This window comes from Candidatus Pristimantibacillus lignocellulolyticus, assembly GCA_023639215.1.
Taxonomy (GTDB): Bacteria; Bacillota; Bacilli; order Paenibacillales; family Paenibacillaceae; genus Pristimantibacillus; species Pristimantibacillus lignocellulolyticus.
The window spans coordinates 2,298,799-2,312,009 of sequence record CP097899.1 but is presented as its reverse complement, the minus strand read 5'-3'; the positions used below and the strand labels follow the sequence as shown (position 1 = coordinate 2,312,009).

The following is a 13,211-nucleotide window of genomic DNA, read 5'->3' as shown; positions in this document are numbered from 1 at the left end:
TAAAAGGGAAGTGTTAATCAATGACAACGCAGATACTAATTAACCTATTAATTGCTTTTATTTGGATGTTACTCAATGAAAGCTGGAATATCGTTATTTTTGCAGTCGGCTACGTAGTTGGCTTTATCATCATCCTAACCATGAGACGCTTTTTTCCTACTCCTTTCTATGGGAGAAAGTTGTATTCTGTCATAAAGTTGTTAATACTATTTGTCGTTGAATTATTCAAATCAAGTATTGTCGTGCTTAAAGAAATTCTACGACCTAGATTAACGATCGAACCTGGAATATTCAAATCCGAAACGATTTTAGAAACTGATTTTGAGATCACTTTACTTATTTCATTACTGACTTTAACACCAGGTTCTGTCGTAATGGAAGTTGATCCAAAACAAAAAGTAATGTATATCCACGCGATGGACGCAAAAGATTTTCATAATAACATTACAAAAACTAAGAAGAAATTCGAAAATGCGATTATCGAGGTGATGCGATAATGTTTGATAAAATTATGTTACTTGCTATGTTTCTACTTTCTATCTCACTTATCATTACACTATATCGAATTATTAAAGGACCAACGATACATGATCGAATATTAGCACTTGACTCTATTGCCTATATCATTATAGGAATAGTAGCTATATTATCGATCCATCTCAATTCTCATGCTTATTTTGAGACGATCTTGTTAATAGGTATACTCGCATTTCTAAGCACGATAGCATTAAGCAGATATATGGAGAGGGGTGTCGTCATTGGGCGTAAACGGAGTGATTGAATGGATTGTCATTATCCTTGTATTGTTTGGCACATCGATGAGTTTGTTAAGTTCATTCGGACTCATACGATTGCCGGATGTATATAATCGTGCACACGCAACAACCAAGAGTGCGACATTAGGGATATTGTCAATCTTATCGGCTGCATTTATCTATTTCTTTTTCACACATGGCGTTTCAAGTATTCGTCTATTGCTAGCTATTGTATTCGTATTTCTAACGGCTCCAGTCGCTGGACATCTTGTTACTCGTTCTGCACATCGGTACGGAACACCACTAGCTCCAATTAGTGTACAGGATGACTTGCAAGACGTTTATGATCAACAAGCGATTGATGACGAAAAAGTTAGGCCCGTCGATGCAGATAATTAATCTATATTAGAAATGCAAAAAGGAGTTCTCCGCAGGGTGCAGCACCTCCGCAGGAACTCCTTTTTGCGTATCACCTATTTTAACTTTTCGCATAAGAGCGTTATTTTTGCTTCACTGGTATCCATATTTCTCCTGAACCATTCCCATGACGTGCCATTCCATAATACATTTCGAAACTAGGGCCCTCAACCTGTTCGTATTCAGATGTCGGAAACCATTCAGAATAGATTCGTTCCCATAGTTTTTGCATATCACCTTGCGGCTCTGGGAAAATCGCCCACGTTAATGTTGGGACAGAAAGTTTTGTAAATCTCTCCGGAATTTCAAGACCTTTAGGTAAATGATAACAGACCATATATTTGAAAGATTCTCTAGTGTGATCGTAAAGGGCAGCGTGTAACATGGTGTCACCAAAACGTCCCAGTATGTCATTCATAAGATCAACGCTGCCATCATCATCACATTTTATACGAAATTGAGGAACTTCAGAGAAAGCTGTTTTCTGATCTGCATTTATAATTCCATATACTCCAAACATCTCAAAAGAACCTCTTTGCTCAATACGGTAATTCATTTCGACATCCCCTTTTATTGAAATATGAAAGGACATTCGAGGATAGGCTTTTAGAGAAACGCCTGTATCGCGCGCAGATATAGGTATAATACCATGAAGATTCTTAAAGGCCCGTGCAAACGCCTCCGGCGAATCATATCCATATTTCATAGCTACATCAATAACCTTTGAGTCTGTTGTCTGCATTTCGAATGCCGCCAATGTCAACCACCGACGTCGAATGTACTCCGATAGCGATACGCCAGTAATAAATGGAAACATTCTTTGAAAATGATAGGTAGAGCAACAGGCTCTCTGTGCTATTTCATCAAATGAAATTGTGTCAGCTAGATTTGTTTCGATATATTCCATGGCACTATTCATCCTGTCCAACCAATCCATCGTATTCCCTCCCTTCAAGGTAATACTATCGAAAATTAAAAATGAATACCTTGCAATTTCTGCACGAAAAAGTCAGCAGAAAAATTGTCTTTATTTAGGGTACGGTTTAGCGTGCTGTCTGTAACGGCAAGTTTTTAGGCTGTACCTTGCGGGACAACCACTTTTATGCTTTATTTGACGAAAAATAATACGGTTCCAAAATGATTCATAAACCTTTTATAATCTGTACCCTCCCGCAACACGATAATGGTCGGATACGAATTTACCTTGCGTTGGATCAACCCCGACAATAACGCCTTCTGTTCGGTACAATAGAATTTTCCTTGATGATACTCAATGATAAGAGGCTGCGCTTCATGCTCTTCGGTTGCATTCGCATTGGAGTTACCAATATCGAGCTCATCCTTTTGAATAAGACGCAATGGAAGCTTTACGATGCCAAAATAGAGTCGATTTGCCACGACATTTTCTTTTTCAACCTTTGCGTCCTTAGAAAGCTGCCAGTAGCAGTACATCCACTCTTCAAGCATCCCACCATTCGCGTATTTCACAGCAGACTCAATAGTCGGTGCATACGCTGCGTAGTCATTCTGCTTCTTTGAGTAAAGGATTTTTTTAATCGAGTCCAAAGACAAGAAGTATTCGTCAGCAAGTTCCGATACAGTACGGCCATGGGCGTACATGTTGCGAATCATGCGATTTCTTCTCTGCAACTGCTCCCGGTATCCGGAGGCTGCACCCCAGGCTCTCTTTTCCTCTCCCGCGGGAATGTAAAGTAGTTTACCCGAGGCGTACTTTTGAACCTCTCGCAATAGTTCCACTGGAAGGATGTCACTACCATTCTCATATTTCATGTCATCACCGTCTACAAACCATATATTCGATCTTTTAGTTCACTCATGGATTTCATCATAGAGGTACACGATTCTGTATCGTCAATTGATGCGTGCCAACGCAATCCATCTATCCCTTTATAATACGCCATACATAAAAATCTTTCCTTAAAGTCGGGTATAATGATATTCCTCTTCTTGCAGTACTCCATGAGAAGCTCGGGTATTTGAAGATAAGGCTTGTTTAAGTCCATAATTGCAAAGTCAACCAGGAAGTCTCCAATGCCGGAGTAGCTCCAGTCGGGAAACCCCACCATAGTTTTTTCATCCGTAATGATGTTGATGAAAAACGTAAAGTTATTCACTAAATAACGTCTGCCCTCGCAATAAGAAATTCGGGCTTCCATTTCCTTGTAGTACTGCTCAAAGAAATCTCGTTGCAAAACCGTCGTTCCGAACATTTCCCTCCAGTTATACCAATACCCTTCTTTTTCCTCAGTAAACGTGTTGATCAGAAAATCCCTACAACTCTCAAATTCCGGTGTGCCATCCTCGTTAAACCGTCCGTAGCCCTCTACTCCCGTTATGACAGACGTATGAATTTCAAATAGACTGTCAAAAATCAGCTCGTGACAATCCCTGAATTGTTCGGGGCTTAATTGATCGGCCACGAATCCATTGGGGGTCATGTTGACCTTATCGGATAGCATGGATCGCAAAAAATTGTCTTTACCCATCTTCTCATCTCCTTCACTTGATTTACAACTCACTGCCATCATGTGCGCACCTGATATGTAAAATCATAGCATTGGATAGATTTAGGGGATAGGGAATCTATGTCTTAAATCGACTTTACACAGGTAAAAAAAATGCCCTTAGTTTATGATACAATTCAGCGTGCTTGATCCTAAATTATTCTTTCCGCGAAGCTACACATCACTTCCTGCACTCCACTCATACACAATCTACCAATTATTAATCGCGTGCTCGACAAAGCCAACAAGATTGTTAATCTCCAATACTTCCCCATCATCCAAAACTACTTTACCATCAAATTTGGCAAATACTTGATGACATCTATTATCGACAAATAACATTTTTGTAGCTGTTTGCTGATCATATATCGGAGTGAATATCATCTCAAAGCGACCATCATCACTCGTAATCTTCTTAGGAGCCATAAAGCCATTCTCATTGAGAGTAATATTAATCTTACTTATTTTATGTGCTTTGCCATCATAGAAAAGCATGTTCTCAGTAGCAGCCGAAGTATCTCCAAAACCAAAACCGATATTGAAACCAAAACGCTTTCCATTCAGATAACTACTTCCACTTCCCCAAATCCATTCATGACTAAATGGCCATACTCCTCTACCCCAGTCAATTAGTCCAAAAGCCGTATCAGGTTCAAAAATGTACTCCTTCTCACCGTCTCCAATCTTGACTGTACCTGTCGCAGGCATACAATTTGTCTTATGATTGTAGTAGAATTGTGTGTTCTTCTCGGTAAAAGGTGTAGCAATGACTAGTGAAGTTAGATCGGGCTGAGACAATGTAACATCAACCTCAATCGTGGGATGTTTCTTACTTGTTGAACGACAACGTAACCTTCTTCCTCCAGTATAGACCTCGAAATGCATCTCTACATCTTTGCTACGATAATGTAAATCACCTAGTTCCGCAGAGCGAGGCATCTTCAATCTATTGAAAGGAAGAACTAACATTTTAGTTATTTCATAATGCAGACCAGTTGCAAATTCAAATAGTTTTACGGAAACATGACCCGCATAACCAACATGACCAATCGTCATTTGCATACAATAATCCGCATTATTAACTTGATAGAAATCCCATTCTTTAATTTGCCAAGGAAATGCATTAATGTGCTCACGATTATACGTTAATATTGAGGAGGTACTATAACCCTTTTGGTTCAACATACCATCATTATTGAGTAGCGGGCCTGGCGTAATAATTTCATATTGCATAACTACACCTCCGTTGTTTTTCTATACGCTTTTTTGGCATAACGTCCCGCTTGTATTCATAGAAAAAATATTAATAGTACGATAATAACTACTGTCAATCCACTATTAAATTATCACTATTATAAAACGCTTTCATACTTTTGGATATCTATTTTTCCGTCGAACGGGAATTGATTGGTTTCGACTATTTGTTGTAATTTTGCTAAACCTAATCGTGCTCCAGCAATTAAATGTTCAGGATATTTAAAAATTTGTTGATTATGAGCGAACTCATCCTCATCTACAACTTTCCAATCCTCGTGAGGCTCTTGCAAATAATCTAGATCTAGATCAATGAATGATATAATATTATCTTTGTATTGTGCAGGCATTGCGATATTACAATAATGCATCATCTCTTCATTTTCGCGAAATGACACCGAAAACGTATACCATTCCTTGAAAAAAAATATTTCAATAGATGGATAAGGCATAATAAATTGCTTCTGTTTCGTATGATGTTGAAATGCTCGACCAGCATGACATGCTACCATTGCATACTGTTCATTAAGTTCTATTAAATCTGCTTGCCATTCATAATGTAATCGATTCGGATACTTAAATGCTTGAATTTGCACAGGGTTTCTTACCTGTATGTGTTGTTCCAATACTATCTCTCCTAGCTGTAAGGACATAAGAAGAGTCATCGTATGATGACTCTTCTTATACCAACTATATCGTTATTTTAATTATTGAAATGGTATGTCCAGAAGTTCTCTTTACCAAATTTCAATTTTACTTCTGGCGAATTTATATCTCCATTACCAAACATCTCTGAGATTTGGAACTGAGTAGCATGTGCTACAATGGATTCTTTTTTCTGATTAAGATAGGATGAAACATCTACAGTAATATCAGGTTCCCCGTTAACATCATACATATCATGTGCAAACGCAAGACACCATACTGGTGGACGTTCATTGGCCGGTATACTTTGCAGCACACGTATAACTGAAGCGCCTGTAGCATCATGATCTGGATGTACACTAAATCCAGGGAAGAAAGTAAATACTAATGTTGGTTGTACATCGTTATAGATTTCTCTTATAACCGAATCAATAAATTCCTTCGGCTCAAACTCTACTGTTTTATCAAGAAATCCTAACATACGTACATCTTCAAATCCTATCGCCTTGCAAGATGCAATCAATTCTTGCTTGCGGTAATGGGGTAAGCTAATTCGATCAGCAATTAAGGGATTACCGAGACCTCGTCCCATCTCACCTAATGTTAAACAAGCATATGTGACTTGCGCGCCTTCTTCAATGAATTTCGCAAGAGTACCTGATAATCCGAATGCTTCATCATCAGGATGCGGTAAAACAACCAATATTTTTTCTGGCATGGTGAAACCTCCTATTATTAGGTGTAAAAGATGAATGGCATATTCGAAATCGACTAAACTACGTTAGCATAATCATCGTGATCACAGTTGAGTTTTCCGGCTACCTATTATTATGAAAGTTCAAAAAGTGGACTTTTTAACTTACCACTTAAAAAGGTGTTGTGCTTAGTTGTAGGGCAACGACTAGCTTCCCATCATTATTATTAATGCCTGCCAGCACTAATCTACCTTGCTCATCATCTACGAAATGTGTTAATCCTTCTGCATATACCCAACCATGCTCAAGCTTTAATCCCACTCGATATGGACCTTTTCCTTCGATTGAACCATGTGAATAAGTAATAACTGCATTACGAATAAAATTAGCTGCAGGATGCTTTGTTGCATCCAAATGTGCAGCGTACGCTCCAGTCGTTAATTCCAAATGAATAAATAATGGAGTATTTCGAAAAGCATCAATATGTTTCTGTATATCTTCAACCTGAATCGGATTCATAAATACGCCTCACTTTCTTTGCTACTCTCTATTATACAAGATATTGCCCTATACATTGAATACTAATCTTATTCCAACTAAAAAAAGATACTACAATGATGTTTTGATCGTCATTAAATGTTAACAATGAGATAAAACCATAGCATTTACCAAATCATAAAAAAGAATCATCCCAACGTCATGATGATAAATGACGTTGAGATGATTCCTCTATATATTTTTCAACAATACAACAGTAGAAGTTCTAACCTTCAATAAATTAATCTTTGATTCATTAATATGCTAAAATAACACCCTTGTCATTTGCATAAAGTGAACTTACTCCACCTGTCGGTACGATGACAATCTCTTTGAATTGGAATTGTTCAACTAATTGCTGCTTTAGACGAAGTGCGAGTGGCTCATTATTACAATGTGAAATAACAGCACGTAATCCCTCAGTGTTTTTACCACTATCGGTCACTGTTTCTGCTAATTTCTTGACAATCTTTGTTTGCCCTTTACAAGTTGAATATTGAGCGATATTACCTTCGCCATCTGAACCAAGTAACGGCTTAATATTCAAAATGCTAATAATTTTACCCTTTACCTTACTTAATCGACCATTTTTCATAAGATTATCAACATTATCGAGTACAAAATATGTTTTCATTTCATCAATAAACTTCTCAACACGTTCAATTAGTTCATCACCTTGAATGCCACTATCGATAAGATCACGAATTTGAAAAGCGATTAACATTTCACCTGCTGAGGCACTTTTAGAATCAAATACATGAACGTTACTCGCACTATTTTCTAGCATATCCGCTCCTAGTGTTGCACTAGAATAGGAACTAGACAGTTTACTTGATAACGTAACTACGAAAGTTTTAGGCGATTGCTCGTATAATTCATGATAGAGCGACGGTGATGGTGCAGCAGAACCAACCTTTTGCGTACAAGCTTTCATATCCTCGATGAAATTTGGTATATCTAATTTTTCATCATCTATAATTTCTTTATCACCAAGATATAAGTTTAACGGTACAACTTTAATATTAAGCGCTTGCTTAATTTCACTAGTTAGATCGCAACAAGAGTCTACAACGATTTGATAAGTCATATGAAACCTCCATCTATCCTTTGTTTTCGAATACGCAAATCTATATATGGATGTAATATTTTGGGATTTATTTAAGTTGGAATAGCCTATTGTTTTACGGCTTGATTTATACTAGCATGATGAACTTCATTGTACTATTGACAAATATCATATATTTCAGCATATTAACGTTTATTTGTAGATGAAGTAACTTTATAGACACATTTCACAGTAAATATCTGAATCCTCAGGAGAATATAGGAAACTAACTTAACATTGATTGACGAGATATAGTTTAGTAGCTATACTATATCTATGGACAATCACACTCATACAGGAAGTTTATTACTTGGTAAATTATTTTTACAGCTTCGACAATTAGAACGACAACCTCGCCACTTTGGAAACATAGGGCCGTTAACACCTAGTGAAATTCATACCATCGATGCAATTGGCATAGACGGAAATTTATTGATGAATGAGCTTGCTGCACGACTAAATATTACGAAAGGCGCAGTAACACAGTTAGTTGCAAAATTAGAACATAAAGCTTTCGTCAAACGTACTCCGCATCATTCTGATTCTAGAGCAGCTGTTCTTTCGCTTACTGACGAGGGAAAAGAAGCTTATCGCGCACATGAAGCAGCACACCTAAAGTTTTATAGTCAACTTCAAGAACAATTAAGCGAAGAAGAGATAAAGATCTTCGAAAAATGTATCGGTACTTTAATTAATGTAATGCGTGATTAATTTTTTTAGACATTTAGTTTAGTTACTATACTATTTTTAAGTAATGAAGTGAGGTCAACTATGAAAAACAAAATTATTGTGGTTGGTGGTTATGGTCATGTAGGTCAAATCATATGTACCGAGTTAGGGAAGCATCATCCAGGACTAGTAATTGCAGCAGGTAGAAGTATGGAACGTGCTCAACAGTTTTGTGAGACGACAAATGGTAGAGTATTGCCCTTACAATTAGATATAAATAAAGAAGTGAATTTCAATATTTGGGAAGATGTACGTTTAGTAATTATGTGTTTAGATCAAACAGATCTTACATTTGTTTGATCCTGCTTAGCAATGGGAATACACTATGTTGATATATCTGCTCACTATGCATTCCTATCGCAATTGCAAACATTACAAGATACAGCTACTTTCAATGACTCTACAGCAGTAATAAGTGTTGGACTAGCACCGGGCATGACCAATTTAATGGCTCAACACGCATCACAACAATTGGACCAAACTGATCAAATCGACATCTCTATCATGCTGGGACTAGGCGATCATCATGGCAAGTCTGCCATTAAATGGACCGTTGAAAATTTGGCTGCCCCCTTTTCTACAATGAATGGTAAGCAAAAGACGATCGTATCAGGTTTTAGTGATGGAAAGAAGATTAACTTTGGTCAAGCATTAGGTTCTAGAGACGCCTATCGATTTAACTTTTCTGACCAACATACCCTTTCCGAAACCCTTCATATTCCACTAGTATCTACACGACTTTGCTTCGACTCCTCATTTGTCACAAAATTATTAGGTGGATTAGGAAAATTAGGCATACTACGAATATTAAAATATCCTTTCCTTCGTAATCTAACTGTGAAATTGTTTGAAAAGATGAAGTTCGGAAGTAATCAATTTGCTGTTAAAGTTGATGCATATGGCAGAAAAAACGATCAAAATATAAATGTCGAATGCTTCTTGGATGGAACGATTGAAGCAGAAATAACGGCTAAAGTTGCCTCTTCTATCGCTCTTTCCGTCTATAGTCAATCATTTCCGGCAGGTGTATATCATATCGAGCAGCTTTTCGATCTTAATACGGTTTTATCAAGCATTCAACCACCTATCGACATCAACACAAGGGTTAATAAGCAACATTAATATTACTACTAATTAATAATCGCACGAATTTGAAAAATGTGGTAACTTATATACACATAAGTAATCATATACATCATTGTTAAACCCTAAATATACAAGGTGGTGCATTTGATTGGAAACTGGTCAAATATTAGCATGGACTTTAGTAAGTGAGTGTCCTATTCCTAATGATGTTAATGCTTTACTAGTTAATGGCGAAGTCGCTGTTGCAGCTTATAAGACAATTAGAGATTCAGCAATATTCACTAACAAGCGTTTAATTGTACGAGATGCCCAAGGTATAACTGGGAAGAAAGTTGAAATTTATTCGCTACCTTATTCTTCAATTGATATGTGGTCTACTGAAAATGCTGGAACTTTTGATTTCAATGCGGAAGTTGAGTTATGGACAAAAGCTGGTCATATTAAAGTGAATTTGAAAAAGGGAATCGATGTTAGAAGATTTGATCGGATAATTGCAGAGGCACTACTAACTTAATAATAAAAGTAAAAGTTAAAAGCTGACTCGTACGGATATTATTATATCCGAATAGAGTCAGCTTTAAATTTAATCGAAGATAGTACAATATATTAGTGCTTAATAATTTAGATAAAACTTAAAATATCTTCTAATGGCAATCGAGATGAACCATATGCAGGTGCAGCACCTTTACCGATAGCAATTAGTACAATTGGAACTACATTGCTAGGCAATTCGAATCTTTGAGCGAACTTATCTTTGTCAAACCCACCCATTGTTACTGTATCAAAACCTTTTTCTTTTGCAATCAACATTAATTGCATTGAAATAAGTCCTGCATCAAAAGTAGCAATGTTTTTTCTTACTTCGTCTGACACATTAGGGTACAAACGATTTGTACTTGCAATCATAACTTCTTTGCTGGCCTCTGGCATATGGCCTTCTGCCACATTTTGCGTATAAATTTGTTCAACTTTTTTGTACATTTCAATATCGCCTAGTACTGCGATTACAGCAGAAGATGTTTCTACTTGCTCTTGATTATTAGCAATGGCTCTTAATTCTTTCTTTACTTCTTGATCTTGAATAACAAGGAATCTCCAAGCTTGAAGATTGCTTGATGATGGTGCTGTTGTAGCCTCTTTAATAATTGTTTCTATTTCTTCTTTTGAGATCTTAAACGCCGGATCATATACTCTTACAGATTTTCGAGCTTCCATAACTGAATATATATCGGATTGAGTTGTCGTGTTCATAATGTATTCTCCTCTTTTACTTACCATTAGTAAGTTTATATTAGAAACTTACCATAAGTAAGTTACTTAGTCAATATGAAAGTAATTCCTCTACTTCATTTAGCGATTACAACTGTTCCATCGACGAATTTGTGTTAAACTAAATGAAAGCAATGTTCGGGGAGGTCTCTTAATGAAACAGTCTGATTGTCAACATACCTGTCGTGATTTTCATAGTACAATCGAATTTCTCGGTAGACGCTGGATGGGTATGATTCTATACACATTAATGTCTGGTCCCAAACGTTATAATGAGATTCATTCAAGCATTGATGGAATATCAGATCGACTATTAACCGAGCGACTTAATGAATTAGTAAATGCTGCGTTAATAAATAAGACCTTAATTGATGATTCTAATAAGAAAGTTGAATACGAGTTAACTGCTCGTGGACACGCATTAAAAGATGTAATTGTATCGATACACAAATGGGTCGAGGTTTGTGAGTTAGAAATTAAAACAAAAGAAGCAACCACTTAGCTATCCAGTAGAGAGTAAATTCCTTACTTGCTACTACTCATGTAACCACCATGTGCCGCATTCGGTACATGGTGGTTTTTTGTGTATGCACTTTATTTTGTCTGTGTACCGTTTTGCAATGCGTGCATTGTTTTGCAATTAGTATCTCTTCATTTTGAATAATTCATGAAAGTTTAATTTGGAAACATCTACTGAACGAAGCGTCTTCACTTTGGTGAAGTTAAAGGGAATTTTACTCTTTATTCGTTGCTTTCCCTCCACTTTGGTGAGATGAAAGGCATTTTTACTCTTCATTCAACGCTTTCACTCCACTTTGGTGGAATGAAAGGCATTTTTACTCTTCATTCGGCGTTTTCACTCCACTTCGGTGGAATGAAAGGCATTTTTACTCTTTATTCGTTGCTTTCCCTCCACTTTGGTGAGATGAAAGGCATTTTTACTCTTCATTCGCCGTTTTCACTCCACTTCGGTGGAATGAAAGGCATTTTTACTCTTCATTCGGTGCTTTCCCTCCACTTTGGAGGAATGAAAGGCATTTTTACTCTTCATTCGGCGTTTTCACCCCACTTTGGTGGAATGAAAGGGAATTTTACTCTTCATTCGACGCTTCTACTCCACTTTGGTGGGATGAAAGGGAATTTTACTCTTCATTCGGCGTTTTCACTCCACTTTGGTGGAATGAAGGGGAATTTTACTCTTCATTCGGTGCTTTCACTCCACTTTGGTGAAATGAAAGGGAATTTTACTCTTCATTCGGCGTTTTCACTCCACTTTGGTGGAATGAAAGGGAATTTTACTCTTCATTCGACGCTTCTACTCCATTTTGGTGGAATGAAAGGCATTTTTACTCTTCATTCGGCGTTTTCACCCCACTTTGGTGGAATGAAAGGGAATTTTACTCTTCATTCGACGCTTCTACTCCACTTTGGTGGAATGAAAAAAACTGTAAGTGAACTAGATATGTTCTAGTTTACTTACAGTCTGTAATCTCAAATATCATTTCAAAAATGCTCAATTACGTTATTACTGCACTGTGTTTTTCCAGTCAGCTGCGAACTTTTCCATCCCTTGATCTGTAAGTGGATGTTTGGAGATTTGCTCGATCACATTGAATGGAACAGTAGCAATATGAGCACCAGCCATAGCAACGCGAGTGACATGGTCTGGGTGACGTACAGATGCTGCAATGATTTGAGCATCTAAGTTATGGATACGGAACAATTCCGCAACTTTCACAATCAATTGCACGCCATCTTCAGAAATATCATCCAATCTACCTAAGAAAGGAGATACATAAGTAGCACCAGCACGAGCAGCCAATAATGCTTGGTTTACTGTGAAGATTAAAGTAACGTTTGTTTTAACGCCTTTTTGAGTCAGGTAACGGCAAGCTTCTAGACCAGCTAGAGTCATCGGAAGTTTGATCGTTACATTTGGATCATTATTGTTGATTTTAATTAATTCATTCGCTTGTGCAATCATTTCTTCAGCTGTAACAGCATCAGGAGTAACTTCAGCAGAAACAGATTCAACATCAGGAACAGCTTGCAGGATCTCTTCAATGCGATCTTCGAATTTGACACCTTCTTTGGCAACTAGCGATGGATTCGTAGTTACTCCAGAAATAATTCCGATTTTATGCGCTTTTTTGATATCTACCACATTAGCTGTATCAATGAAAAATTTCATATT

General features: G+C 37.2%; 19 protein-coding genes. 9 read left to right on the top strand and 10 right to left on the bottom strand.

Annotated features, from left to right (window positions below; genetic code table 11):
• Positions 1-20 precede the first annotated feature (20 nt).
• The 3 genes from NAG76_09835 to mnhG are packed head-to-tail and all read left to right on the top strand — an operon-like array spanning position 21 to position 1,154.
• Complete coding sequence (locus NAG76_09835; protein ID URN96490.1) at positions 21-497, top strand: Na+/H+ antiporter subunit E; 477 nt, start codon at positions 21-23, stop codon at positions 495-497.
• Positions 497-781: a Na(+)/H(+) antiporter subunit F1 gene (locus NAG76_09830; GenBank protein ID URN96489.1), complete on the top strand. Its 285-nt coding sequence runs from the start codon at positions 497-499 to the stop codon at positions 779-781. Before NAG76_09835 ends, NAG76_09830 begins: the two co-directional genes overlap by 1 nt.
• On the top strand, positions 759-1,154 hold the full coding sequence (gene mnhG, locus NAG76_09825; protein ID URN96488.1) for a monovalent cation/H(+) antiporter subunit G: 396 nt from the start codon (positions 759-761) through the stop codon (positions 1,152-1,154). Before NAG76_09830 ends, mnhG begins: the two co-directional genes overlap by 23 nt.
• Before the next feature lie 100 nt (positions 1,155-1,254).
• On the opposite strand, the gene NAG76_09820 is transcribed toward mnhG, so the two are convergent.
• From NAG76_09820 to NAG76_09785, 8 genes are all read right to left on the bottom strand, one after another.
• Complete coding sequence (locus NAG76_09820) at positions 1,255-2,109, bottom strand: AraC family transcriptional regulator (protein ID URN96487.1); 855 nt, start codon at positions 2,107-2,109, stop codon at positions 1,255-1,257.
• Between the two features lie 170 nt (positions 2,110-2,279).
• Positions 2,280-2,963 carry a CD3324 family protein gene (locus tag NAG76_09815; GenBank protein URN96486.1) on the bottom strand — a complete coding sequence of 228 codons (684 nt, stop codon included), beginning with the start codon at positions 2,961-2,963 and terminating at the stop codon, positions 2,280-2,282.
• Between the two features lie 11 nt (positions 2,964-2,974).
• Positions 2,975-3,679 (bottom strand): hypothetical protein, encoded by a 705-nt coding sequence (locus tag NAG76_09810; GenBank protein URN96485.1) that lies wholly within the window; start codon positions 3,677-3,679, stop codon positions 2,975-2,977.
• 228 nt (positions 3,680-3,907) lie between these two features.
• Positions 3,908-4,930: a DUF2804 domain-containing protein gene (locus NAG76_09805; protein URN96484.1), complete on the bottom strand. Its 1,023-nt coding sequence runs from the start codon at positions 4,928-4,930 to the stop codon at positions 3,908-3,910.
• A gap of 119 nt (positions 4,931-5,049) precedes the next feature.
• Positions 5,050-5,577, bottom strand: coding sequence for a DUF402 domain-containing protein (locus NAG76_09800; GenBank protein ID URN96483.1), 528 nt, complete (start codon positions 5,575-5,577; stop codon positions 5,050-5,052).
• Between the two features lie 77 nt (positions 5,578-5,654).
• Positions 5,655-6,314 carry a bacillithiol biosynthesis deacetylase BshB2 gene (gene bshB2, locus NAG76_09795; GenBank protein URN96482.1) on the bottom strand — a complete coding sequence of 220 codons (660 nt, stop codon included), beginning with the start codon at positions 6,312-6,314 and terminating at the stop codon, positions 5,655-5,657.
• 148 nt (positions 6,315-6,462) lie between these two features.
• The gene (locus tag NAG76_09790; GenBank protein URN96481.1) at positions 6,463-6,810 is read right to left on the bottom strand and encodes a YojF family protein; all 348 of its coding nucleotides are present in this window, start codon (positions 6,808-6,810) and stop codon (positions 6,463-6,465) included.
• Between the two features lie 274 nt (positions 6,811-7,084).
• Entirely contained in the window at positions 7,085-7,915 is an 831-nt protein-coding gene (locus NAG76_09785; GenBank protein ID URN96480.1) for a DegV family protein, read from the bottom strand.
• A gap of 294 nt (positions 7,916-8,209) precedes the next feature.
• On the opposite strand from NAG76_09785, the gene NAG76_09780 reads away from it, so the two are divergent.
• From NAG76_09780 to NAG76_09765, 4 genes are all read left to right on the top strand, one after another.
• Complete coding sequence (locus NAG76_09780) at positions 8,210-8,644, top strand: MarR family transcriptional regulator (protein ID URN96479.1); 435 nt, start codon at positions 8,210-8,212, stop codon at positions 8,642-8,644.
• A gap of 60 nt (positions 8,645-8,704) precedes the next feature.
• Positions 8,705-8,962, top strand: a complete 258-nt coding sequence (locus NAG76_09775; GenBank protein ID URN96478.1) for a hypothetical protein — start codon at positions 8,705-8,707, stop codon at positions 8,960-8,962.
• 12 nt (positions 8,963-8,974) lie between these two features.
• Positions 8,975-9,784, top strand: a complete 810-nt coding sequence (locus NAG76_09770) for a saccharopine dehydrogenase (protein ID URN96477.1) — start codon at positions 8,975-8,977, stop codon at positions 9,782-9,784.
• A gap of 112 nt (positions 9,785-9,896) precedes the next feature.
• Positions 9,897-10,262, top strand: a complete 366-nt coding sequence (locus NAG76_09765) for a PH domain-containing protein (protein URN96476.1) — start codon at positions 9,897-9,899, stop codon at positions 10,260-10,262.
• 107 nt (positions 10,263-10,369) lie between these two features.
• On the opposite strand, the gene NAG76_09760 is transcribed toward NAG76_09765, so the two are convergent.
• On the bottom strand, positions 10,370-10,999 hold the full coding sequence (locus NAG76_09760; GenBank protein URN96475.1) for a nitroreductase family protein: 630 nt from the start codon (positions 10,997-10,999) through the stop codon (positions 10,370-10,372).
• A gap of 172 nt (positions 11,000-11,171) precedes the next feature.
• Here NAG76_09760 and NAG76_09755 point away from each other — a divergent pair, with 172 nt between their 5' ends.
• Positions 11,172-11,519 carry a helix-turn-helix transcriptional regulator gene (locus NAG76_09755; protein ID URN96474.1) on the top strand — a complete coding sequence of 116 codons (348 nt, stop codon included), beginning with the start codon at positions 11,172-11,174 and terminating at the stop codon, positions 11,517-11,519.
• A gap of 270 nt (positions 11,520-11,789) precedes the next feature.
• Positions 11,790-12,488 carry a hypothetical protein gene (locus NAG76_09750; GenBank protein URN96473.1) on the top strand — a complete coding sequence of 233 codons (699 nt, stop codon included), beginning with the start codon at positions 11,790-11,792 and terminating at the stop codon, positions 12,486-12,488.
• 54 nt (positions 12,489-12,542) lie between these two features.
• On the opposite strand, the gene fsa is transcribed toward NAG76_09750, so the two are convergent.
• On the bottom strand, positions 12,543-13,208 hold the full coding sequence (fsa, locus tag NAG76_09745) for a fructose-6-phosphate aldolase (GenBank protein ID URN96472.1): 666 nt from the start codon (positions 13,206-13,208) through the stop codon (positions 12,543-12,545).
• Positions 13,209-13,211: the final 3 nt, after the last annotated feature.